Source organism: Variovorax sp. TLI9-5A (assembly GCF_056867935.1).
Map to the genome: position 1 here is coordinate 977,560 of NZ_CP200310.1, position 21,727 is coordinate 999,286.

Consider the following 21,727-nt stretch of genomic DNA (forward strand, 5'->3'; position numbering starts at 1 on the left):
CTTTCAGGGCCTGACCATCTTGCACTCCGTGCCCTGCGCCAACTCGTTCCCGGTATAGACCGCATCGGTACGGAAGCCATAGTTCGTGCCCTCCCAGCCCGTCTTCACCGTCTTGCCGTCCACCGGCACGATGGTGTTGACCACCTGCGGCAGCAGCAGCTGGTGGTCTTCGGCGCGCATGCGCACCGGGCCCACCACCGAGTCGAAGCTCAGGTCCTCGAGGGCATGCGCGACCTTCACCGTGTCGGTGGATCCGGCCTTGTTGATGGCCGCGGCCAGCAGGCGCGGCGTCATGTCGATGCGCGGCGCGAGGAAGTCCTTGCCGGTCTTGGCCTTGTAGGCCTTGGCCAGCGCGTCCACCTTGGGCGTGTCGGCCTCGCCTGGATGCCATTCGGCCACCCAGGTCAGCTGGCCCAGCTTCGCCTGCGACACCGCGGTGACCGTGCCCGGCACCGAGCCCGCGCTGTGGTTGAAGTAGCGCAGGTTGTAGCCCGCGTCGCCGGCGGCCTTCAGCAGCAGCGTCATGTCCTGGCCCCAGTTGCCGGTGATGACGGAGTCGGCGCCGCTTTGCTTCACGTTGGCGATGTAGGGCGCGAAGTCCTTCACGCGGCCGATGGGGTGCAGCGTCTCGCCGACGAACTGGATGTCGGGCCGCGCCAGGCCCACCATCTGGCGGCCATAGCTGGCCCACTGCTTGCCGTGCGCGTAGTCCTGGTTCAGCAGGTAGACCTTCTTCACCTCGGGCGTCTTCTTGATGTAGTTGGCCAGCGCCTTCATCTTCATCGCGGTGTTGGCCTCGGTCTGGAAGTGCCAGAAGCTGCAGCCCTTGCCCGTCATCTCGGGGTCGATGGAGGAGTGGTTCAGCACGATCAGCTCCTTGCCCGGGTTGCGCTGGTTCCAGCGCGCCACCGACTGCACCAGCGCCGTGACCACCGAGGAGCCCGAGCCGCCCGTCACGATGGCCTTCGCTCCCTGGTCGATGGCCGCCTGCAGCGCGCTCTGGCTTTCCTGCGCCGAGAGCTTGCTGTCGAACTGCAGCAACTGCAGCTTCGTGCCGCCGAGCACGCCGCCCCTGGCGTTGATGTCCTCGATGGCGTACTGCGTGTGCATCAGCATCAGCTCGCCCACATTGGCGAAGGGGCCCGAGAGCGGGTCGATGTAAGCGATCTTGTAGGTCACCTGCTGGGCATTTGCTGCACCGGCTGTGGCAATCAGACAGGCAAGGGCGATCCGCGCCAGTGGCGCCTTCTTTGGCTTCATGGTGACTTGTCTCCGGAGGGTGTGGTTGTGTGTTGTCAGCTCTTCACGCGCAGCCCGATCACGCGGCTGGCCAGCTTCGTGAGCTCGGCCACCACCTCGTCGGGCGAGAGGCGCCCGCCCGGGCGATACCAGCTGTAGAGGAAGCCCGGCAGGCTGCAGGCCGCGAGCGCGGTGATCTTGGTTTCGCTGAAGTCGAGGTCGCCGTCGGCGCGCGCTTGCTCGAGCAGCGGGCACAACAGGTCGTAGAAGTGGTGCGCCAGTTTCTTCTGCGCGGCGAGGTACTCGGGCCGGTACACCTGCGGCTCGCGGTACGGGAAGAAGGCCACGGGGTGGTGCGAGATGGTCGCGCGAATGAGCCGCTCGATGCCTTCGAGCACCTTCTCGCTCGCGCGGCGCGGATCGGTGGCCGCGAAGTCGAGCGCGGTGAAGCAGTCGACCGCGGGGCGCCACGAGAGCGTCTCGAAGATCTCCTGCTTGTCGCGGAAGTAGTAGTACACGAAGGGCTTGGTCATGCCCAGATCGCGCACGATCTGCGCCATGGTGGTGTTGGCGTAGCCCTGGGCCGCGAAGAGCTGCGCGGCCGCCTGCAGGATGCGCTCGCGCTGCTGGTCGGTGCCCTGCGTGGCCGCGCGCTGCCGGCCCGTGCCCTGGGGCAGGTGCGGCTGCGCCGTGACGTTGCTCTGGTCTGCGGAGCCAGAGGGTTTTTGCCGTGTCGCGGAAGTTATACCCATGGGTAGGATTGTTCGTGCACCATGCACCATTGGCAAGCGCCAGCCCCTTGCGGGCTGCTATCGATAACCCTGAGAAAGTGACGCCATGGAGACATTGCCCGACCGCCCGCAGCAGCCCCTGCACGAGTACCTGCGCACCCACGCGCGCGAGCGTGGCGGCAGCCCCGCCTGCATCTGGTACGGCAACACCACGAGCTGGAGCGAGCTCGACCGCGCCAGCGACGCCTTCGCCGCGCGCCTGCAGGCCCTGGGCGTCGGCAAGGGCGAACCGGTGGTGCTCTTTCTCAACAACTGCCCGCAGTACCTGGTCGCGCACTTCGGCATCCAGAAGATCGGCGCCATCGTCTGCCCGAGCGGGCCGCTCAACAAGGAGCACGAGCTGGCCTACCAGGTCAACGACCTGAGAGCGCGCGTGATCGTCGCAGCCGCGCCGCTGCTGCCAGTTGTGCGCAAGGTGCAGCCCGAGAGTTCGCTTGAGCACGTGTTCGTGGTGCATTACGCCGACCTGCTGCCGGCCGAGCCCGCGCTCGACCTGCCGGCCGAACTCTGCGCCGAGCGCGAGGCGGAGCGCAGGGTGCCCGAAGGCTGCGAAGACTTCCTCGCCGTGATGCGCTCCGGCGCGAAGCCGCAGCCAGTGGCCATCGGCATGGACGACGTGGCGCTCATGACCTACACCTCGGGCACCACCGGCCTGCCCAAGGGCGCGATGCTGAGCTACGGCAACGCGCTCTTCAAGACGCGCGCGGCGGCCGACTGCAACGGCGTGGGCCCCGCCGACGTGCTGCTCTCGATCGCGCCGCTGTATCACATCGCCGGCATGCTGATGGGCGTCAACGTGCCGGTGCTCACCGGCGCGGCCTCGGTGCTGCTGCACCGCTTCGATCCGCGCGCGGCGCTGCAGGCCATCGCCGCATACAAGGTGAGCTGGTGGTACAGCATCGCGCCGATGAACGTGGCCTGCATGCAGGTGCCGGACATCGCCAGCTTCGACCTGCGCAGCCTGAAGATGAACCCGGTGACCAGCTTCGGCATCGCCTTCACCGAGCCGCTGGCGCTGCAGTGGCGCTCGCACGCGCCGAACTGCACCTCGTTCGAGGCCGCCTACGGCCTGAGCGAGACCCACACCTGCGACACCTACACGCCGCACCATGCGCCGCGCTGGGGCACGCAGGGCGTGCCGGTGCCGGGCGTGACCATCCGCATCGTCGATGCCGACACGCAGGCCGACCTGCCGGCGGGCGAGGTCGGCGAGATCGTGCTCACCAGCCCCGGCACCTTCAGGGGCTACTGGAACAAGCCCGAGGCCACGGCCGCCACGCTGCGCAACGGATGGGTGCACACGGGCGACATGGGAAAGATCGACGCCGACGGCTACCTGACCTTCATCGGCCGCTTCAAGGAAATGATCAAGGTCTCGGGCTACAGCGTGTTCCCGGAGGAGGTCGAGACCATCCTCATCAAGCATCCGGCGGTGGCGCAGGCGGCCGTCGTCGCGCAGCCCGACGCCGAAAAGGGCGAGGTGGTGAAAGCCTTCATCGTACGCAAGCCCGGCGCCACGCTGGAGGCCGATGCGCTCGTGGCCTGGGCGCGCGACAACATGGCGAGCTACAAGGCGCCGCGCGCGGTGAGCTTCATCGACGCGCTGCCCACCACCGGCGCCGGCAAGGTGCTGCGCCGTCTGCTCAAAGACAAAAGCTGAGAGGTTCCGTTTGCTGTTCTCCAAAGTTCTGATTGCCAACCGCGGCGAGATCGCGGTGCGCCTGGTGCGCGCGCTGCGCGACCTGGGCATCGCCAGCGTGGCGGTGCATGCCAGAGACGATGCCGCCGCACTGCATGCGCAACTGGCCGACACGGCGGTGGCGCTCGACGCGACCGGCCCTTCCGCATACCTCGATGCCGCCGCGCTGATCGCCGTGGCGAAGGCGCAGGGCTGCGACGCGGTGCATCCCGGCTATGGCTTCCTCAGCGAGCGCGCCGACTTCGCGCAGGCCTGCGCGGATGCGGGCCTGGTCTTCATCGGCCCCACGCCGGAGCAGCTCGGCCTGTTCGGCGACAAGGCGCGCGCGCGCGAACTCGCTACGCAATGCGACGTGCCCGTGATGCCCGGCAGCCCCGGCGCTGTGACGCTCGCGCAGGCGCAGGCCTTCTTCGCACAGCAGCACGCGCAGGGCGCGGGCGTGATGGTCAAGGCCATCGGCGGCGGCGGCGGACGCGGCATGCGCGCGGTGCTGGATGCGCAGGAGTTGCCCGAGGCGCATGCGCGCTGCATGTCCGAAGCCAAGGCGGCCTTCGGCATCGAGGGCGTCTATGTCGAGCGTCTGATGCTCAACGCGCGGCACATCGAGGTGCAGGTGATCGGCGACGGCAAGGCCGTGGCAAGCCTAGGCGAGCGCGAGTGCACGCTGCAGCGGCGCTTCCAGAAGCTGGTGGAAATCGCGCCCAGCCCTTCGCTGCCCGAGGCATTGCGCGCGCAGGTCACGCAGGCCGCGCTGCGCATGGCGAAGGCGGTGGGCTATCGCGGGCTCGGCACCTTCGAGTTCCTGGTCGATGCAGCATCGGCGACGCTGCCCTTCGTGTTCATCGAGGCCAACCCGCGCCTGCAGGTCGAGCACACGGTGACCGAGGCGGTGACGGGGCTGGACCTCGTGCAGCTGCAGATCGCCGTCGCCGCCGGCCAGCCGCTGGCCGAGCTCGGCGTGGAGGCCGACCGCACGGCGCCGCAGCGCGGCTTCGCGGTGCAGTGGCGCATCAACGCCGAGACGCTCGACGCACAGGGCAACGCACGGCCTTCGGGCGGCACGCTCGCGCGCTTCGACCTGCCGGCCGGCCCCGGCGTGCGTGTGGACACGCACGGCTATGCGGGCCTCGCGCCTTCGCCGCACTACGACACGCTGCTCGCCAAGCTCATCGTGCATTCGCCGTCGGCGCGTTTCGAGGATGCGCTGCGCCGCTCGCTGCGCGCGCTCGACGAGTGCCACATCGACGGCATCGCCACCAACCTCGCGCTGCTGTGTGCCATCGCGGCGCGGCCCGAGTTCGAGACGCAGGCGGTGCACACGCGCTTCGTGGAGGCGCATCTGGGCGATCTGCTCGCCGCCGCTTCGGCGCTGGAGAAGCAGGTGCGAAAGACGGTGGCCGCTCCGGTTGGGCAGATGCCCGTTGCTGCCGATGACGATTCGGACGAGCTCACCGTCAAGGCCCCGATGCCCGCGCGCCTCGTGCAGTTCGAGGTCGAGGTGGGCGACGTGCTGCCGGTCGGCGCGCAGCTCGGCGTGCTGGAAGCCATGAAGATGGAGCATCTGCTGCACGCGCCCGTGGCCGGCCGCGTGGTGGCGTTGCTGGCCGCGCCGGGCGACTACCTCGTCGAGGGGCAGTCGCTGGTGCAGCTCGAAGCCGTCGATACGCTGGCCGTGCAGGCCGAGGCGCGCGCCGAGCACGATCTCGACGCGATCCGCCCCGACCTGCAAAAAGTGATCGACCGCCATGCCTACACGCTCGACGCCAACCGCAAGGCTGCCGTCGACAAGCGCCATGCGCAGGGCGGGCGCACCGCGCGCGAGAACATCGCGGACCTGTGCGACACAGTTTCCGACCCTGCCAACTTCATCGAGTACGGCGCGCTCGCCATTGCCGCGCAGACGCGTCGCCGCACGCTGGAAGATCTTGTCGTCAACACGCCCGCCGATGGCATGGTCACGGGGCTGGGCAGCGTCAACGCGAAGCAGTTCGGCCCCGAGGCCTCGCGCTGCGCGGTGCTGGCCTACGACTACACGGTGCTGGCCGGCACGCAGGGCATGCGCAACCACCACAAGACCGACCGGCTGCTCGCGGTGGCGCATCAGCTGAAGCTACCGGTGGTGCTCTTCGCGGAAGGCGGCGGCGGGCGGCCAGGCGATACCGACATGCCCATCGTGGCCGGCCTCAACAACCACACCTTCAGCCAGTTCGCGGCGCTCTCGGGCAAGGTGCCGGTGGTGGGCATCGTGCACGGCCGCTGCTTCGCGGGCAATGCGGCGCTGCTGGGCTGCGCCGACGTGATCATCGCCACCAAGGGCAGCAACATCGGCATGAGCGGCCCCGCGATGATCGAGGGCGGCGGGCTCGGTACTTTCGCGCCGGAGCAGATCGGGCCGAGCGGGGTGCAGTCGCGCAACGGCGTGATCGACATCCTGGTGGAAGACGAGGCCGCGGCAGTGGCCGCCGCGAAGCAGTACCTCTCGTACTTCCAGGGCGCGACTACCGACTGGCAGTGCGCCGACCCGCGCACGCTGCGCCACGTGGTGCCCGAGAACCGCCTTCGCGTGTACGACGTGCGCGCCGCGATGCGCGGCGTGGCCGACACCGGCTCGCTGCTCGAGCTGCGCGCGGGCTTCGGCGCGGGCATCGTCACCGCGCTCGCGCGTATCGAGGGCAGGCCGGTCGGGCTGATGGCCAACAACCCGCATCACCTGGGCGGCGCCATCGACGTGGAGGCGGCCGACAAGTCCGCGCGATTCATGCAGCTGTGCAATGCGCACGGCCTTCCAATTGTTTCGTTGTGCGACACGCCCGGCTTCATGGTCGGGCCCGAGATCGAGGCGCAGGCGCAGGTGCGGCATGTGTGCCGCATGTTCATGGTGGCTTCGCATCTGCGCGTGCCCTTCTTTGCCGTGGTGCTGCGCAAGGGCTATGGTCTGGGCGCGCAGGCGATGACGGCCGGTGGCTTCGATGCACCCGTATTTACCGTGGCATGGCCTACGGGTGAATTCGGCGCTATGGGGCTGGAAGGTGCAGTGCGGCTGGGTTTTCGCAAGGAGCTGGCCGCCGCGCCCGAAGGTGCCGAGCGCGATGCGTTGTTCAAGAAGCTGGTCGCGCAGCAATACGAGAACGGCGAGGCCATCCACATGGCGCAGACGCTGGAGATCGACGCGGTCATCGACCCGGCCGAGACGCGCACCTGGCTGGTGCGCGGCCTGTCTTCCGCGACGAAGGCGCAAGGGGCGGCTGTTGCATACGTAGACACCTGGTAACCGGGCTTTAGACCTCGTCACGCGCGGGGGAACAGTGGCTCCGTACACTGGGCCGCTTTGCGTGCATGAACCTGGTTTCCCGATGGGCAGCCCGCCTTCGCGACGTGGCCGTCGCTCACTGGGTGGCTGCCTTCCTCCTTGCCCTGCTGGCCATCGGTGTGCAAGCCGTCACGCCCGATGGGCGTGCGCGCCAGCCCGCCGAGGCGCACTGGGTCGCGAGCTGGGCGGTGGCGCCCGTCGACTTCGCCGAGATGGCCGCGAGCCCCGGCGGCGGCAGCTACTCGTCGCCCGCGGGCAATGACCTGCGCGGACAGACGCTCCGCCAGAAGGTGGAGCTGTCGCTCGACGGAGAGCGCATCCGCATCCGCTTTTCCAATCGTTTCGGCAAGACGCCGCTGCGCATCGCCGCGGCGAGCGTGGCGCGCGGCACCGGTGCCGAGGCGTTCTCGCCGGCCACGCTGCGCGTGCTGCATTTCGGCGGCCGCAGCAGCCTCACCATCGCCCCGGGCGCGGAGGCCTGGAGCGACGGCATCGATTTGCCGGTGCAGGCGGGCCAGACCGTGGTGGTGAGCGCCTTCTTCGATCGCGCCACGCCCTTCTCCACGGTATCGATGCTGGAGTCGGGCACGACATGGGTGACGGCCGGCAATGCGGTGATGACGCCGAAGCTCAGGAATTCGTCGACGCTGGTGCTCAACCAGATCGTGACCGGGCTCGACGTGCTCACCACCAAGTCCATTCGCACCGTCGTGGCCTTCGGCGATTCGATCACGGCGGGTACCACGGAGGCCACCACCGGCGCCTACCCCGACATGCTGGCCACGCGCCTGCGCGATACCCAACCCGGCGGGCAGGACGTCGCGGTGCTCAACGTGGGCATCGGCGGCAACCGCCTGCTGGCCGACGGCATCGGCCCCAGCGGTCTTTCGCGCTTCGAGCTCGACGTGCTGAAGCAGAGCAGCGCGACCCACGCGATCATCCTGCTGGGCACCAACGACATCGGCCGCACACTGTTCGCCAAGGTGCCTGGCGCGGAGCTCAAGCCGCGCGACATGCCGACGGCCGAACGCATCACCGAAGGGCTGCAGCAGCTCGTGAAGCAGGCGCGCGCCAAGGGCGTGAAGGTGCTGATCGGCACCGTGCCGCCGTTCAGGAACACGCCCTACTGGAGCGAAGCGAGCGAGGCCATGCGCGAGGCCGTGAACCGCTGGATCCGCGGCAAGCAGGACGTCGACGGCGTGATCGATTTCGACGCCGCGCTGCGCGACCCGGCCGATCCGCAGGCGCTGAACCCGCTGTTCGACTCGGGCGACCACCTGCATCCCAACAAGGCTGGCCATGCGGCGATGGCCGCGGCCATCGACCTGCGCGAACTGCAGGAATGAGCCTTTCATGGGCTTCCTGCGCGAGTGAGTGAGCGCTAGCAAGAGCCAGAAAGACCCCAAAGGCGCGTCACAGCTTTACACAAGACTTCGTGCACGGCTTACAGGAGGTTCACAAGGGCTGGGCAGCATGAAGGCTCCTCCAACAACTCATGAGGAGTTCTTCATGAAAAAACTCGCATTGGCTCTTTCCGTCGGCGCTGCATCGCTTCTGTCGGTGGGCGCGCTGACCGTTCCGACGGCCGCGCAGGCGCAACCCGTGGTCACCATCCAGGTGCCGCCGCCTCCGCCGCGCTATGAACGCGTTCCGCCGCCGCGCCGCGGCTACGTGTGGGCGCCGGGGCACTACGAGTGGCGCGGCGGCCGCCACGTGTGGATCGGCGGCGGCTGGGTCCGTGCCCGCCCGGGCTACGCCTACCGCGCGCCGGAGTGGCGCCAGGACGGCGACCGCTGGGTCTACGACAGGGGCCGCTGGGACCGTGACGGCGACGGCGTGCCGAACCGCTATGACCGTCGGCCGAACAATCCGTATCGCAACTGACGGCGTTGCCTAAGCAAACATGCCCCCTGAAGAGGGGGCATGTTTATTTGAGGGCTTGCTGCTGGAAGTTCAGCGGAACACCACCGTGCGGTGCCCGTTCAGCAGCACCCGGTGCTCGCTGTGCCACTTCACCGCGCGCGCCAGCACCTGGCTCTCGGTGTCGCGGCCTCGGGCCGTGAGGTCTTCCACCGTGTCGGTGTGGTCGGCGCGGGCCACGTCCTGCTCGATGATCGGGCCTTCGTCGAGGTCGGCGGTCACGTAGTGGGCGGTGGCGCCGATCAGCTTCACGCCGCGGTCGTGAGCCTGGTAGTAGGGCTTGGCGCCCTTGAAGCTCGGCAGGAACGAGTGGTGGATGTTGATGGCGCGGCCCGACAGGCTGCGGCAGAGGTTGTCGCTCAGGATCTGCATGTAGCGCGCGAGCACCACGAGTTCGGCGCCCTCGGCCTCGATGATCTCGAGCTGCCTGGCCTCGGCCTGCGCCTTGGTCGCGCCCGTCACCGGGATGTGGTGGAAGGGCACGTTGTAGCTGGCGGCCAGCTGGTAGAAGTCGCGGTGGTTCGAGATGATGGCGCGCACGTCGATGGCGAGCAGGCCGCTCTTCCAGCGGAACAGCAGGTCGTTGAGGCAGTGGCCTTCCTTGCTGACCATGATGACGGTCTTCATCGGCTCGGCGGCCGCGTGCAGCTGCAGCGTCATGCCGAAGCCGGTGGCGAAGGCCTTCAGCTCCTCGCGCAGCACGGCTTCGCTGTGGGCGCCGCAGGCGAAGCGCACGCGCATGAAGAAAAGACCCGTGTCATGGTCGTTGTACTGGGCCGCCTCCTCGATGTTGGCGCCGTGCTCGAGCAGGAAGCCCGAAACGGCGTGCACGATGCCCGTCCGGTCGGGGCAGTAGAGGTTCAGGATGTAGGCAGGCGAGGTGGGCGTAGAGGTCGTCATCAGGATGGGATTGTCGCAGGGTGCCAGAATCGCGATTTTCCCCTCCCAGATAACCCAACCGCAGGAGCGAGACATGGCCTACCAGGACTTCAACATGGACAACCAGTGGTTGCCCTTCACCCCCAACCGTCATTTCCGCAAGGACCCGCGCGTGTTCGTGGCGGCCGACGGCATGGAGTTCACCACCCACGACGGGCGCAAGGTGATCGACGGCATCTCGTCGCTGTGGTGCGTGGGTGCGGGCCATAACCGCAAGCCGATCAACGAGGCGATCAAGCAGCAGCTCGACACGCTGGACTACGCCACCGCCTTCCAGGTCAGCAACGACAAGGCCTTCAAGGCGGCCGAGATGATCGCCTCGCTGGCCCCGGGCGACCTGAACAAGGTGCTGTTCTGCAACTCGGGCTCGGAAGCGGCCGACACCTCGATGAAGGTGGCGCTGGCCTATCACCGCGCGCGCGGCGAGGGCCACCGCAACGTGTTCATCGGCCGCGAGAAGGGTTATCACGGCGTGGGATTCGGCGGCATGTCGGTGGGCGGCATCCCGGGCAACCGCAAGGTGTTCGGCTCGGCCTTCCTGCCGCGCGTGGACCACATGCGCTTCATCCACGATCCGGTGAACCACGCCTACATCCACAACGAGGAGCCGGTGTGGGCCGAGGACCCGCTGGTCGAGCTCGAGACGCGCATCCTGCCGTTGCACGACCCGAGCAACGTGGCCGCGATCATCGTGGAGCCGGTGGCCGGTTCGGCCGGCTGGTACCTGCCGCCCAAGGGCTACCTGAAGCGGCTGCGCGAGATCTGCGACAAGCACGGCATCCTGCTGATCTTCGACGAGGTCATCACCGGCTTCGGCCGCATGGGCACCAACTTCGCGTCCGACTACTTCGGTGTGGTCCCCGACATGCTGAACTTCGCCAAGTGCGTGACCAACGGCGTCATCCCGCTGGGCGGCGTGATCTGCCGCGACAAGCTCTACGACGCGATGATGAAGACCGACGCACCCGAGCACGTGGTCGAGTTCTTCCACGGCTACACCTACTCGGGCCACCCGGTGGCCTGCGCGGCCGCCATCGCCACGCTCGATCTCTTCAAGCAGGAGAACCTCTTCACGCGCGCAGGCGAAATGGGCAAGGTGCTGGGCGATGCCTTCCACAGCACGCTGAAGGGCCTGCCCAACGTCATCAGCATCCGCAGCCTCGGCCTCGCCGCGGCGGTGGAGCTCGCACCCATCGCGGGCACGCCGGGCAAGCGCGCCTACGAGATCTTCCTCGACTGCTTCCACAAGGGCGCGCTGGTGCGGCCCGCGGGCGACGTGCTGGTGATCGCGCCGCCGTACATCGTCGAGAAGTCGCACATCGACACGCTGGTGAACACGCTGGCCGATTCGATCAAGGCGCACGCCTGAGAGGGAGCACGGTACCGGCGGCCAGCCGGAGATCGATGTCCGGATACGGCCGGTGGAGGCGGCAGGGAACGCGCAGCATGTGAATGTTCGCGGCCCCGCTGCCTTTTCTTTTCCGAGGACACGATCATGCTGAAGCTGCAACTGAGCCGCATCGAGTCGCCACTGGGTGGGCTCCTTCTCGTCGTCGACGACGCCGGCACGATTCATGCGCTGGACTACGCGGACCATCGCGCCCGTCAGCATCGTCGTTCCCTGCCATCGCGTGATCGGCAAGAACGGCGAGCTCAAGGGCTATGCGGGCGGTGTCATTCGCAAACAGCGGCTGCTGGAGCATGAAGGCGCATTGCCTGCCGCCGATGCGAAGCCTGCAAGCGCAAATGCAACCGCGGTGCAGGAGACGATGCAGCTCGCGTTCGGAGCCTGCCGCTTCCCGCTTTCCATTTCTACCGGTTCCCGGGATACCGGTCACCGCATCCGGTGCCTAGCATCCCTCGCGAAACGTAGCACTCGTGGATCCGTCGGGTGCGTTTTCAAAAGAGGAATCGTCATTCAACGCGTATTTCTTTGGTCTTGGGCTGCGGCCTGGCCTGTCGCTTGAACTCGGCGCAGTAGTCTTTCTCGGGCAGGGGCGGCGTGCGCCAGATGCGGTCGTAGTCGCCGGTCTCGGGGCCGGCCGCGGAAGCCGGTGCGGCCATCAGCCGTACGGCGGCGATCTTCACGTCGTCGGGCAGGTGCTGCGGAACGCCAAGCGCGCGCACCACGTGACCGGCGCCGGCGATCAGCAGCACGGTCTGGCCCGGCCGCTTCGCCTTGACGATGGCCTGCGCCATCGCGCGGTCGCGGCCCACCTGGATGCGCGTCATGGGGACGATCTGCGATTCGGGGAGCATCCGGCAGTGACCTTCGCGCACGGCGTCCTGCTGGGCGGTAAAGGCCTCGCCGTTGAGCTGCACGTCGAGCGAGACGTCGGCCATCGCGTCCTTCATGCGGGCGCGCGGCAGGTTGGCGCCGACCACCGGCACGCCGGCGCGCACGGCGGCCATCACGGCGGGGCCGTAGCTGGCCCAGGGCCAGGCCTTGTCGCTCCAGTCGAGCGCGGCCTGCACCTGCGCCTCGGTGGCGGTGGGGGCGAACTGCGCGGTGCTGCGGCCTTCCTCGGCCATCTCCAGTGCCAGCGCTGCGAGATGGCCGCGCGCGGCCAGCGCCTCGACCGTCTCGCGCTCGATGACGTGGTGCTCGGGCGCGTCGTGCTGCTCGCCTAGCAGCAGGGCATCGACCGGCTGCAGTGCCGCGACGCGGCGCGCGACGGGAGCGTCCGGCGCATCGGCGCCCGATGCCGAAAGGGACGAGAACGCCGAGCAGCCCGCTAGCGCGGCCGCGGCGAACAGGGGGAACAGCAGCGGGAGACGGGAAGCCCGAGCGGGCCGGTGAGGAAGAGGCATCGCGCCATACTATGCCCTCGGCGCGCGCACGCGGTGCCGTCCGCCGCCGCTTTTCCCTGTCGTCCCTTCTTCCGGTCCGTGTCTTCCCGATATCCCGTTCGCGTGCTGGCCACGCTGCTGCTGGCGCTCGCTGCCGCGTGTGCGTGCCTGGCGCTGCATACGCCGCTGCCCTGGATGATCGGCCCGCTGCTCGCGGTGTCGCTGGCCTCGATCGCGGGCGCCCCCACCGCGAGCTACACGCCGCTGCGCAACGCGGGGCAGTGGACCATCGGCACGGCGCTGGGGCTGTATTTCACGCCGCACGTGGTGGGGCTGGTCGCCAGCGTCTGGTGGGCGATCGTGCTGGCCATCGCCTGGGCACTGCTGCTGGGCGTGGGCTTCGGCCGCTGGCTGCACGCGATGCACGCGGCGCGCATGCCGCAGGTGCCGGCGAAGTCCATGAGAGCCACGACTTACTTCTCGGGCGCCATCGGCGGCGCGTCGGAGATGACGCTGATGGCCGAGTCGGCCGGCGCGCGCACCGACCTCGTGGCCGCGGCGCACAGCCTGCGGCTGGTGGTGGTGACGGTGACCATCCCCTTCGCGATGCAGTGGAGCGGGCTGCACGGCCTGGAGATCAACCCGCCGGGCGTGCGCGAAGTGAACCCTGTTGGCCTCGCGCTGCTGGCGGTGGCGACCGGCATCGGCGCGCTCGCGATGCGCGCGCTGAAGCGCACCAACCCGTGGTTCATCGGGCCGCTGCTGGTGGCGATGGGCTTCACCATCGCGGGCCAGTCGCTGTCGGCCGTGCCTGCGTGGATGTCGAACACGGCGCAGCTGGTGATCGCCGTGAGCCTGGGCGTGCGCTTCAGCCGCGAGTTCTTGCACACGGCGCCGCGCTGGCTGGGCTCGGTGGTGCTGGGCACCTTCGGCATGCTGGTGCTCTGCGCCGCGGTGGCGTGGCTGCTGGCGTGGGCGACCGGGCTGCATCCGGCCACGATGATCCTTGGCACCTCGCCGGGCGGCATCGCCGAGATGTCGATCACCGCCAAGGTGCTGCAGCTGGGCGTGCCGGTGGTCACGGCCTTCCAGGTCTGCCGGCTGGTGGCGGTGCTGCTGATCGTGGGGCCGATGTTCCGGTGGATCTACCGCCGTGAGTCAGCGAAGCCGGTGCGGCCATGAAAAAAGCGCCCGAGGGGGCGCTTTCTGATCGCTCCGAGGGAGCGCGGTGGGCCGGATGCGGCTTCAGTGCACCAGAACGGGCGTGTGGGCCAGCTCTGCGTAGCCTTCGAGCGTGTCCTCGACCTCTTCCTGCGTGGGGGTGTTGAGCTGCCAAGCGGCGATCTGTTGCTGGAACAGTTCGGCCCAGGAGCCGTCGAGGTACACCTCCTTGCCCGAACGCTTGTCCACGATCTCGAAGCCATGGCGCTCGAGGACCGGCATGTTCGGCTGCGCGGACTCCTCGCCTTCATTGGGCTGCACGTGGACGACGACGAAAGACTCCGAGTCATAAAGCATGTTCATGGCGGGCCCTGTGAGGATGTCGATGGCGTTCATGGGGGTTAGATAGCAATCAACGCGCCAGTTTCAAGATAGGTTGTCTATCTGTAAAACCAACTGGCTAATTGGCATATCCCTGACTCCTTTCGCTTCGTTGTTGTGACTTTCTCCTCAATTGGGCGGACCGGGAGGCAGGGGTTTGCGCAACTGCGCGTCAGCGAAGTCCCCGTTGGCCTCGGTTTGCCTGATCCGCACGGGTAGATACCCGTATTCCGGGGCGAGCCAGAGTTCCAGTTTCCTGTCGAAGGCCTTGCGCGGGTCGCGGGTGAGCTTGCGCGCGGTGAATTCGCCGGCCGGCAGGCTGAGTTTTTCCTCGTCGCCGACCACGAAGACCCAGACCTCGGCGTCCCGGGGGCCAACGGTCTGCACCGAAATCTTGGTGCCTGCCGGGTAGCGCTGCGGGCTGGCCGCCAGAAGGCCGCCGAGCTGCATCATGACGCTCATGCGGTCCTGCGCGCCAGGCAGCAGGGGCACGGGCGGCGTGTTGCTGCTGAACACGATCTGGTTCTGGTCGCGCACGAAATGCGAAGCCACTTCCGATTTGCGGCTCTCGGAATACCGCTCCGGCTCCAGGCCCGAGGGACCGATGCGCCCGGTGCTGTGCCAGTTGAGCAGCGTGAAGAACACCGCCTTGAGCGTCAGCCGGCCGTCGTAGCGGGTGCCGTCCTGCAGCCAGACCAGTTCGCCGAACACGCCGCGCTGCGGCGAGGCGCCGGACTGGCCGGTGGCTTCGAAGTCCAGCGTGACCGAGCCCGGGATCTTCATCGCCTGCGTGCCGGCGATGGTGCCCGAGGTCTCGCCGCCGGCCGTCGCGGCGGTGCCGGTTCCGCCGGAGGGCGATGTCGCGCCCGCCGGAGCGCTGGCCGCCGCTTCGGGCGGTGTTGCTCCTGAATCGGTAGCGGCCTGGGCTGTCAGGTCGGGCGTTTCCGGTGCGGGCGTCGCAACTGTCTCAGGTTCTGGCGACGGTTCGGCGGGGGCGGGCTTCGGTGCCGGCTTCGGCCTGGGCACCGAGGCTTCGCGCGGCCGCTTGGGCTTCGGTGGCGGTGCGGGCCTCGCTTCGGCGGGCGCGGCTGCCGGTGCGGGCGCCTCGGCGGCGGGAGGCGCGATCACGATGGTGCGCGTGCTGAACTTGCTCGCCAGCGGCGAGGGCTCCGGCCCCATGGCCATCGGTGCCAGCCCGAGCAGCAGAACGTGGACCAGCCCCACCAGCAGCGTCAGCCCGACCAGCGCGCGCCACGACGGACGCCCGGGCAGGCCGGGAGGCAGCAGTGCAGAAGAGGGCGGGGCGACGAGCGTCGGCATCGGTATGTGGAGTGAGGCGCCGGCCAGGAGGTTCACCAAAGACCACCTCGGTAAACTGCCGCCCGTTCAACCAGTTTAAGTGGGAGCGGCGACGGGTCCATGCCGGCGCCCCGCTCCCGTTCTCACGCACGCACCGCATCATGAAACTCGCCACCCTGAAGGACGGCTCGCGCGACGGCCAGCTCGTCGTCGTATCGCGCGACCTCACGCTCGCCCACTACGCCACCGGCATCGCCAACCGGCTGCAGCAGGTGCTGGACGATTGGGGCTTCATGAGCCCGCAGCTGCAGGACCTGTACGCCAGCCTCAACGCCGGCCGCGCGCGCCACGCCTTTCCCTTCGACCCCTCGATGTGCATGGCCCCGCTGCCGCGGGCCTACCAATGGGCCGACGGCTCGGCCTACCTGAACCACGTCGAGCTGGTGCGCAAGGCGCGCAACGCCGAGGTGCCCGAGAGCTTCTACACCGACCCGCTGATGTACCAGGGCGGCAGCGACGACTTCCTCGGCCCCACCGACGACGTGATCGTGCCCAGCGAAGCCATGGGCATCGACTTCGAGGCCGAAATCGCGGTCATCACCGGCGACGTGCGCATGGGCGCCACGCCCGACCAGGCGCTGGATGGCATCCGCCTCGTGATGCTGGCCAACGACGTGAGCCTGCGCAACCTCATCCCGGCCGAGCTGGCCAAGGGCTTCGGCTTCTTCCAGAGCAAGCCCGCCACCGCCTTCAGCCCCGTGGCCGTCACCCTCGACGAACTCGGCGAGGCCTGGCAGCACGGCCGCGTGCACCTGGCGCTGCAAAGCAGCTGGAACGGCCGCAAGGTCGGCATGTGCGACGCCGGCCCGGAGATGACCTTCCACTTCGGCCAGCTCATCGCCCACATCGCCAAGACCCGCAACGTGCGCGCCGGCAGCATCGTCGGCAGCGGCACCGTGAGCAACAAGGGCGTCGAGAAGAAGGACGGCCAGATGGACTGGCCCAAGGGCTACTCGTGCATCGCCGAGAAGCGCTGCATCGAGACCATCCAGACCGGCCAGCCCTACACCGACTTCATGAAGTTCGGCGACACCATCCGCATCGAGATGAAGGGGCTGGACGGGCGCTCGCTCTTCGGCGCGATCGACCAGGAGATCGTGTCGACGGCCGGGCGGCCGAAGGAGGCGCCGGTGTCGCTGGTGAAGCCGCAGCAGGGCGGGGGCGAGCCGTCTGACGAGGAGCTTCAAGATACCCCCGAGAACTGACGATCCGACCCATGATCGCCTGTGCCGGTGAATCGAGACATTCCGGTTCGGCGGCGTCGCCAATGCGCGCGCCAGCCGGAGCCTATTCCAGCGAGTACATGGCCGACATGCCCTCCCAAAGCCTAAAGAGTCACTGCAACTGTTGACCATATTGCATGGCAGGTGAATTCAGGAAGAAATCACAGATTTCTGAATATTTACGGGGACTTTGCCCAGAAACTTGTCCTCTATTTGGCTGAAAAAGATGGTATTTTTCGGACAAATAGAAGTTGCTCATGCCACGCGCACCATCTGTCAACAGCATCGACACCCAATTGTCTCGCCGGGTGCAACGAGCCACGCGCGGCACTGTATTCACGCCAGCCAGCTTCGCGAGTCTTGGCAGCCGTGCCGCGATCGACAAGGCGCTGCAGCGGCTCGTGGCATCGGGCAATCTGCGCCGGCTGTCGCGCGGCCTCTACGACAAGCCTAGGCAGGACGAACTGCTCGGCACGCTCTGGCCGAGCGTCGATGCCGTCGTGCGTGCCCTGGCGGGAAAGGACCGCATCCGTACGCAGCCGACCGGCGCCTATGCCGCCAATCTGCTGGGCCTGTCGGAGCAAGTGCCCGCCAAGGTGGTGCTCTTGACCGATGGCACCGCGCGCTCGGTACAGGCGGGCCCGCTCCAGATCACCCTCAAGCGCACGACGCCGCGTGAGATGGCCGCTGCAGGCCGGCTTAGCGGACTGGTGATTCAGGCGTTCAAGGCTTTGGGCGCCAAGAACATCACTCCAGAGCGGATTCGCCGGTTGCGGCAGACCCTTCCCGCGACCGAGCGGGCCAAGCTCATTCAAGACATTGCGCTGGCGCCGGGCTGGATGCAGCCTTTCTTGCGCGAACTGGCCCGTGAGGGCGGTGAGAGTGCGCCGGCCTCACAAGCAACTTCATCACCATGAGCGAGACACCCGTGCTGGCAGGTCGATTCCTGTCGTTGCCACCCGAACGTCGTGCCCTTGCATTCGAGCAGGCAGCCGCCGGGCGCGCGGGTCAGCAGGTCATGCTGGAGAAGGATTTCTGGGTCAGTTGGCTCCTGGGCCAACTGTTCTTGCTACCTGATGTTGCGCCGCATCTCGTTTTCAAGGGTGGTACGTCGTTGTCGAAGGTCTACGGCGTCATCGATCGCTTTTCGGAGGACATCGACCTGTGCCTTGCGCCTGCCTTCGTCGGCGCCGATGCCGAGAGCTTTGACGCGCTGGAGAGTCGGACGCAGCGCGATGCGGCGGTGCTGGAGATGCAGCGCCTGTGCGGCCTCAAGGTCAGAGAAGTGATGCAGCCGTTGCTGGAGTCCCTCATTCGCGAGGCACTGGGTGCTCCAGAAGGCGCCGATACCTGGCTGCGCTACGAAGACGACGAGGCGGCGCGTTCCCCCGTCCTGTATTTTCGATACCCGACTCAGCAGGGCACGGGCTTCGCCTATATCCGGCGTGAGGTCAAGCTGGAGCTTGGCACGCTCACCGATCAGCAACCCACGGAGCGCCATCCGATCCGGCCGCTCGTCAGCGATGTGTTTCCCTCGATTTTCGAGGACTGGCACTGCGAAGTCACCGCACTGGCGCTCGAGCGAACGTTCTGGGAAAAGGCGACGATCCTGCACGCGGAATTCCACCGGCCGGATGAGCAGGGTCTGCCCGATCGCTACGCGCGGCACTATTCGGACATGGCGCGCCTGCTCGCGCACCAGGACTCCGATCGTTTCCTGGCCGACGCAACCCTGTGCGCGCATGTGGTGGACTGGAAGAGCCGCGTGTTCGCGCGCGGATGGGCGCGATACGACCTTGCGCGAGCCGGTACTTTTCGTCTCGTGCCACCTGCGTCGCGGCAGATGGCGCTCGCCCAGGATTACGCAGTCATGCAGCAGATGTTCGCCAGCGCACCGCCCGCCTTCGATGAAGTGCTGGCGAGTTTGGCGAAAGCCGAGGCACAGATCAACGCGGGCAAGGCGGAATGATGCGGGCAGCCTGCCTGAGCATGTTTTGCCGTTCACCGATATGCATGTGCGGGACCGCGGAAATAGTGTGAACAGGCCCTAAACCCCTTGTGTTCCGCGCAGCAGCTCCTTCTGCGACCGTATCCCCAGCCGCCGGAACGCCCGGTACTGGTGGGTGCGCACCGTAGTCAGTTCCACGCCGATCTCGCGCGCGGCCTCCTTGGCCGTCCGGCCCGCCATCAGGTGGCCGATGACTTCGCGCTCGCGCAGGCTCAGCCTCAGCAGCCGCTCGGCGAGGGCGGGCTCCACCGCCTTGCGCGCGGCCATGGCGCTGCGGCCGTGCGCGGCGGTGGCGTCGGCCAGCAGCGTGGCGTGGGCCTCGATGAGCGCGAAGTCGGCCGCGCCGAACTCCGGCTGCGCGAGGCTGCGGTAGAAGCTCACGGCCACGCGCTGGCCGGTGGGCTGCAGCAACAGCACCGAAGCGCGCTCGCGGATGCCCACGTCGCCGTAGCAGGCGGCGCGGTACACCGGGTCGGCCACCTCGTCGGCGCGCTGGTGGCCCATCCAGAGCTGCGCGCGCCTGGGCAGCTTGCGCGCGGCGAGCCAGGCCATGTTCGGATCGAGCAGGTCGAAGCGCTGCGCCACGTAGCGCTCGGATGTGCGCTCGGCCGTGCTCCCGTAGCTGCTGGCGGCCGACACCAGCTCGATGCGCCCGGCGGCATCGACCACGAACACGGTGCAGAAGGTGACCGGCATCACGCGCTGCATGGCCCTGAGGTAGCTGGTCGCCAGCAGCGGGGTGCCCACGCCGGAGAGCACATCGCCGACCACGGCCGCGGCCAGCGCGGCGTCTTCTGAAGGGTGGATGCGCCAGCGTCTCATGGCTGGGAAAGGAAGGAGAAAAGGGCGCGCATGCGGGTAAACACCTCGTACGAAGTTATGACATTGCCGCCCCTTGCGCATCGGGACAATCCCGCCGGATGACGAACTCCCCCGCTGCCACCCTCGGCGATGCCGCCAGCGGCCCCGTGCCGCCGAAGCCCGGCGCCGACGCCGGACTGCCGCCCTCGGTCGGCGCTTTCCACTACACGCGCTACGAACCCCGCACGCCCGAACTAGGCCCCGACAGGGTCGAAGCAGCCAGCCACCCGATGGTGATCGCGGGCGGCGGCCCGGTCGGCATGGCGCTCGCACTGGGGCTCGCGAACCACGGCGTGCGCAGCGTGATCCTCGAAGCCGACGACACCGTGTGCGTGGGCAGCCGCGCGGCCTGCATCTCGCGCCGCAGCCTGGAGATCATGGAGCGGCTCGGCGTGCTCGGCGCCTTCATGGACAAGGGCCTGCCCTGGACCGGCGGGCGCAGTTTCTACAAGACGGCCGAGGTCTTCCGCTTCGAGATGCCGAACGACGAGCGGCAGAAGCTGCCGCCGATGATCAACCTCGAGCAGTACTACGCCGAGCACTACCTGCTCGCGGAGATCCTGCGCCGCAACGAGCGCACGCCGGGACTCGTCGACATCCGCTGGGGCACCGAGCTCACCGGCCTTTCGCAGGACGACGAAGGCGTGACGCTCGACGTGCGCAACGCCGAAGGCGCCTACCGCCTGCGCGGCCAGTGGCTGGCGGCCTGCGACGGCGGCCAGAGCTTCGTGCGCAAGACCATGGGGCTCGCGCTCGAAGGCACGGGCTACGAAGGCCGCTACGTGATCATCGACATCGAGCTCAAGAGCGGCCACCCGACCGAGCGCCGCGCCTGGTTCGACCCGCCGTGGAACCCCGGCTCGACCGTGCTGATGCACCGCCAGCCCGACGACATCTGGCGCATCGACTACCAGCTGCGCCCCGGCCAGAGCACCGAGGAGGCGCTGCAGCCGGCGGCCGTTGCCGAGTTCGTGCAGCGCCACCTCGACGCCATCGGCGAAGGCCATCTGCCGTGGAAGACGGTGTGGACCTCGGTCTACCGTGCCGGCGCGATGACGCTGGAGAGCTACCGCCACGGCCGCGTCGTGTTCGCGGGCAATGCCGCGCACGCCATGCCGATCTTCGGCGTGCGCGGGCTCAACTCCGGTTTCGACGACGCGGACAACCTCGCGTGGAAGCTGGCCTTCGTCGCACGGGGCCTGTCGGACGCGGCGCTGCTCGACTCCTACTCGCAGGAGCGCATCGAGGCCTTCCATGTGAACGCCGAGAACGCGATGCGCAGCACCGAGTTCATGTCGCCGCCCTCTCGCGGCTTCGACCTGCTGCGCGAGGCGGCGCTGTCGCTGTCGGAAGAGCACCGCGGCATCGCGCAGCTCATCAACCCGCGCCAGACGCAGGCGGTGCGCTATGCCGGCTCACCGCTGTCCAGCGAAGGCGACGAACTGCCCGCCGGCCCGCTGCCGGGCGAGGCGATGCCCGAGCAGCAGCTCGAGCGCGGCCATCTCACCGACTGGATCGCGCCCAGCTTCACGCTGCTGGTGCTGCGGCCCGACCTCGTCACGCTGCCGTCCGACGACATCGAGCGTGCACGCAAGGGCGCGCTGCCCTTCGTGGTTCGCGGCGTCGCGAGCCCAGGCACCGATGGTGCCGATACGCACGCCTCGCCCGCCGTGTTCGAAGCGCTCGGCGCGAAGGACGGCGCGGTCTACCTGCTGCGCCCCGACGGCCACGTGGCCGCGCGCTGGCATCGACTGCCGCCCGGCGCCCTGCAACCTGCTCTGGCCCGCGCGGCCCGGGAGCTTTCCGCATGACCGACACCTACACGACCCAGCTCCAGCCCGACGCCCGCGACCGCCTCTATGCCGAGTGCGCGCGCGCCATCACCGAAGCCGGCGCGGAGCGCGAATCGCTGTTCCTCGCGCGGCTCGCGCTGCTGCTGTTCGAGCAGGTCGGCGACGAGGGACGCTGCCGCGCCGCACTGGCCGACGCGCTGCGGGCTCTGCCCGTACCATCGCTGTCCGCTTCCTGATTTCCGGAACGACATAC

At 68.2% G+C, this 21,727-nt stretch carries 20 protein-coding genes; 13 read left to right on the top strand and 7 right to left on the bottom strand.

Annotated features, from left to right (window positions below):
* Window positions 1-3 precede the first annotated feature (3 nt).
* Both AC1VNX_RS04805 and AC1VNX_RS04810 read right to left on the bottom strand, forming a co-directional pair.
* On the bottom strand, window positions 4-1,260 hold the full coding sequence (locus tag AC1VNX_RS04805; RefSeq protein ID WP_483155697.1) for a branched-chain amino acid ABC transporter substrate-binding protein: 1,257 nt from the start codon (window positions 1,258-1,260) through the stop codon (window positions 4-6).
* A gap of 35 nt (window positions 1,261-1,295) precedes the next feature.
* Window positions 1,296-1,991, bottom strand: coding sequence for a TetR/AcrR family transcriptional regulator (locus AC1VNX_RS04810; RefSeq protein ID WP_483155698.1), 696 nt, complete (start codon window positions 1,989-1,991; stop codon window positions 1,296-1,298).
* Between the two features lie 85 nt (window positions 1,992-2,076).
* Between AC1VNX_RS04810 and AC1VNX_RS04815 the strand changes: the two genes are divergently transcribed.
* From AC1VNX_RS04815 to AC1VNX_RS04830, 4 genes are all read left to right on the top strand, one after another.
* Window positions 2,077-3,690, top strand: coding sequence for an AMP-binding protein (locus AC1VNX_RS04815; RefSeq protein ID WP_483155699.1), 1,614 nt, complete (start codon window positions 2,077-2,079; stop codon window positions 3,688-3,690).
* Between the two features lie 13 nt (window positions 3,691-3,703).
* Window positions 3,704-7,000, top strand: coding sequence for a carboxyl transferase domain-containing protein (locus AC1VNX_RS04820; protein WP_483161876.1), 3,297 nt, complete (start codon window positions 3,704-3,706; stop codon window positions 6,998-7,000).
* A 65-nt stretch (window positions 7,001-7,065) separates the two neighbouring features.
* On the top strand, window positions 7,066-8,385 hold the full coding sequence (locus AC1VNX_RS04825; RefSeq protein WP_483155700.1) for a GDSL-type esterase/lipase family protein: 1,320 nt from the start codon (window positions 7,066-7,068) through the stop codon (window positions 8,383-8,385).
* A gap of 163 nt (window positions 8,386-8,548) precedes the next feature.
* Complete coding sequence (locus AC1VNX_RS04830; protein ID WP_483155701.1) at window positions 8,549-8,923, top strand: YXWGXW repeat-containing protein; 375 nt, start codon at window positions 8,549-8,551, stop codon at window positions 8,921-8,923.
* 69 nt (window positions 8,924-8,992) lie between these two features.
* On the opposite strand, the gene purU is transcribed toward AC1VNX_RS04830, so the two are convergent.
* Window positions 8,993-9,859, bottom strand: coding sequence for a formyltetrahydrofolate deformylase (gene purU / locus AC1VNX_RS04835; RefSeq protein WP_301507895.1), 867 nt, complete (start codon window positions 9,857-9,859; stop codon window positions 8,993-8,995).
* A gap of 73 nt (window positions 9,860-9,932) precedes the next feature.
* Here purU and aptA point away from each other — a divergent pair, with 73 nt between their 5' ends.
* The 3 genes from aptA to AC1VNX_RS04850 all read left to right on the top strand — a co-directional run bounded on the left by aptA (window position 9,933) and on the right by AC1VNX_RS04850 (window position 11,865).
* Complete coding sequence (gene aptA / locus AC1VNX_RS04840; RefSeq protein ID WP_483155702.1) at window positions 9,933-11,267, top strand: omega-aminotransferase AptA; 1,335 nt, start codon at window positions 9,933-9,935, stop codon at window positions 11,265-11,267.
* Window positions 11,268-11,393: 126 nt separating this feature from the next.
* Window positions 11,394-11,603, top strand: coding sequence for a hypothetical protein (locus AC1VNX_RS04845; protein WP_483162064.1), 210 nt, complete (start codon window positions 11,394-11,396; stop codon window positions 11,601-11,603).
* Window positions 11,530-11,865, top strand: a complete 336-nt coding sequence (locus AC1VNX_RS04850) for a hypothetical protein (RefSeq protein ID WP_483161877.1) — start codon at window positions 11,530-11,532, stop codon at window positions 11,863-11,865. Before AC1VNX_RS04845 ends, AC1VNX_RS04850 begins: the two co-directional genes overlap by 74 nt.
* Here the strand turns inward: AC1VNX_RS04850 and AC1VNX_RS04855 are convergent.
* On the bottom strand, window positions 11,813-12,709 hold the full coding sequence (locus tag AC1VNX_RS04855; protein WP_483155703.1) for a ChaN family lipoprotein: 897 nt from the start codon (window positions 12,707-12,709) through the stop codon (window positions 11,813-11,815). The two genes, AC1VNX_RS04850 and AC1VNX_RS04855, sit on opposite strands and share 53 nt — an antisense overlap.
* A gap of 78 nt (window positions 12,710-12,787) precedes the next feature.
* On the opposite strand from AC1VNX_RS04855, the gene AC1VNX_RS04860 reads away from it, so the two are divergent.
* On the top strand, window positions 12,788-13,870 hold the full coding sequence (locus tag AC1VNX_RS04860; protein ID WP_483155704.1) for an AbrB family transcriptional regulator: 1,083 nt from the start codon (window positions 12,788-12,790) through the stop codon (window positions 13,868-13,870).
* A 63-nt stretch (window positions 13,871-13,933) separates the two neighbouring features.
* Here AC1VNX_RS04860 and AC1VNX_RS04865 read toward each other — a convergent pair whose 3' ends face one another.
* Both AC1VNX_RS04865 and AC1VNX_RS04870 read right to left on the bottom strand, forming a co-directional pair.
* Window positions 13,934-14,245, bottom strand: a complete 312-nt coding sequence (locus AC1VNX_RS04865; protein WP_301507889.1) for a BTH_I0359 family protein — start codon at window positions 14,243-14,245, stop codon at window positions 13,934-13,936.
* 114 nt (window positions 14,246-14,359) lie between these two features.
* A complete protein-coding gene (locus AC1VNX_RS04870; protein WP_483155705.1) occupies window positions 14,360-15,550 on the bottom strand; it encodes a DUF3108 domain-containing protein in 1,191 nt (396 codons plus the stop codon).
* Window positions 15,551-15,690: 140 nt separating this feature from the next.
* Here AC1VNX_RS04870 and AC1VNX_RS04875 point away from each other — a divergent pair, with 140 nt between their 5' ends.
* The 3 genes from AC1VNX_RS04875 to AC1VNX_RS04885 all read left to right on the top strand — a co-directional run bounded on the left by AC1VNX_RS04875 (window position 15,691) and on the right by AC1VNX_RS04885 (window position 18,781).
* Entirely contained in the window at window positions 15,691-16,794 is a 1,104-nt protein-coding gene (locus AC1VNX_RS04875; RefSeq protein WP_483155706.1) for a fumarylacetoacetate hydrolase family protein, read from the top strand.
* A gap of 275 nt (window positions 16,795-17,069) precedes the next feature.
* Window positions 17,070-17,729 (top strand): DUF6088 family protein, encoded by a 660-nt coding sequence (locus AC1VNX_RS04880; protein ID WP_483155707.1) that lies wholly within the window; start codon window positions 17,070-17,072, stop codon window positions 17,727-17,729.
* Window positions 17,726-18,781 carry a nucleotidyl transferase AbiEii/AbiGii toxin family protein gene (locus AC1VNX_RS04885; protein ID WP_483155708.1) on the top strand — a complete coding sequence of 352 codons (1,056 nt, stop codon included), beginning with the start codon at window positions 17,726-17,728 and terminating at the stop codon, window positions 18,779-18,781. Before AC1VNX_RS04880 ends, AC1VNX_RS04885 begins: the two co-directional genes overlap by 4 nt.
* A 78-nt stretch (window positions 18,782-18,859) precedes the next feature.
* On the opposite strand, the gene AC1VNX_RS04890 is transcribed toward AC1VNX_RS04885, so the two are convergent.
* Window positions 18,860-19,642, bottom strand: coding sequence for a helix-turn-helix transcriptional regulator (locus AC1VNX_RS04890; protein WP_483155709.1), 783 nt, complete (start codon window positions 19,640-19,642; stop codon window positions 18,860-18,862).
* Window positions 19,643-19,740: 98 nt separating this feature from the next.
* Between AC1VNX_RS04890 and AC1VNX_RS04895 the strand changes: the two genes are divergently transcribed.
* Together AC1VNX_RS04895 and AC1VNX_RS04900 are read left to right on the top strand one after the other, a co-directional pair.
* Window positions 19,741-21,492 carry an FAD-dependent monooxygenase gene (locus tag AC1VNX_RS04895; RefSeq protein ID WP_483155710.1) on the top strand — a complete coding sequence of 584 codons (1,752 nt, stop codon included), beginning with the start codon at window positions 19,741-19,743 and terminating at the stop codon, window positions 21,490-21,492.
* Window positions 21,489-21,710, top strand: coding sequence for a hypothetical protein (locus AC1VNX_RS04900; protein ID WP_483155711.1), 222 nt, complete (start codon window positions 21,489-21,491; stop codon window positions 21,708-21,710). Before AC1VNX_RS04895 ends, AC1VNX_RS04900 begins: the two co-directional genes overlap by 4 nt.
* The last annotated feature ends 17 nt before the right edge of the window (window positions 21,711-21,727 follow it).

Coding starts and splice junctions, on each gene's coding strand:
- AC1VNX_RS04805 (WP_483155697.1), bottom strand. CDS start 1,260: ATGAAGCCAAAGAAGGCGCCACTGGCGCGGATCGCCCTTGCCTGTCTG.
- AC1VNX_RS04810 (WP_483155698.1), bottom strand. CDS start 1,991: ATGGGTATAACTTCCGCGACACGGCAAAAACCCTCTGGCTCCGCAGAC.
- AC1VNX_RS04815 (WP_483155699.1), top strand. CDS start 2,077: ATGGAGACATTGCCCGACCGCCCGCAGCAGCCCCTGCACGAGTACCTG.
- AC1VNX_RS04825 (WP_483155700.1), top strand. CDS start 7,066: ATGAACCTGGTTTCCCGATGGGCAGCCCGCCTTCGCGACGTGGCCGTC.
- AC1VNX_RS04830 (WP_483155701.1), top strand. CDS start 8,549: ATGAAAAAACTCGCATTGGCTCTTTCCGTCGGCGCTGCATCGCTTCTG.
- purU (WP_301507895.1), bottom strand. CDS start 9,859: ATGACGACCTCTACGCCCACCTCGCCTGCCTACATCCTGAACCTCTAC.
- aptA (WP_483155702.1), top strand. CDS start 9,933: ATGGCCTACCAGGACTTCAACATGGACAACCAGTGGTTGCCCTTCACC.
- AC1VNX_RS04845 (WP_483162064.1), top strand. CDS start 11,394: ATGCTGAAGCTGCAACTGAGCCGCATCGAGTCGCCACTGGGTGGGCTC.
- AC1VNX_RS04855 (WP_483155703.1), bottom strand. CDS start 12,709: ATGCCTCTTCCTCACCGGCCCGCTCGGGCTTCCCGTCTCCCGCTGCTG.
- AC1VNX_RS04865 (WP_301507889.1), bottom strand. CDS start 14,245: ATGAACGCCATCGACATCCTCACAGGGCCCGCCATGAACATGCTTTAT.
- AC1VNX_RS04870 (WP_483155705.1), bottom strand. CDS start 15,550: ATGCCGACGCTCGTCGCCCCGCCCTCTTCTGCACTGCTGCCTCCCGGC.
- AC1VNX_RS04875 (WP_483155706.1), top strand. CDS start 15,691: ATGAAACTCGCCACCCTGAAGGACGGCTCGCGCGACGGCCAGCTCGTC.
- AC1VNX_RS04880 (WP_483155707.1), top strand. CDS start 17,070: ATGCCACGCGCACCATCTGTCAACAGCATCGACACCCAATTGTCTCGC.
- AC1VNX_RS04885 (WP_483155708.1), top strand. CDS start 17,726: ATGAGCGAGACACCCGTGCTGGCAGGTCGATTCCTGTCGTTGCCACCC.
- AC1VNX_RS04890 (WP_483155709.1), bottom strand. CDS start 19,642: ATGAGACGCTGGCGCATCCACCCTTCAGAAGACGCCGCGCTGGCCGCG.
- AC1VNX_RS04895 (WP_483155710.1), top strand. CDS start 19,741: ATGACGAACTCCCCCGCTGCCACCCTCGGCGATGCCGCCAGCGGCCCC.
- AC1VNX_RS04900 (WP_483155711.1), top strand. CDS start 21,489: ATGACCGACACCTACACGACCCAGCTCCAGCCCGACGCCCGCGACCGC.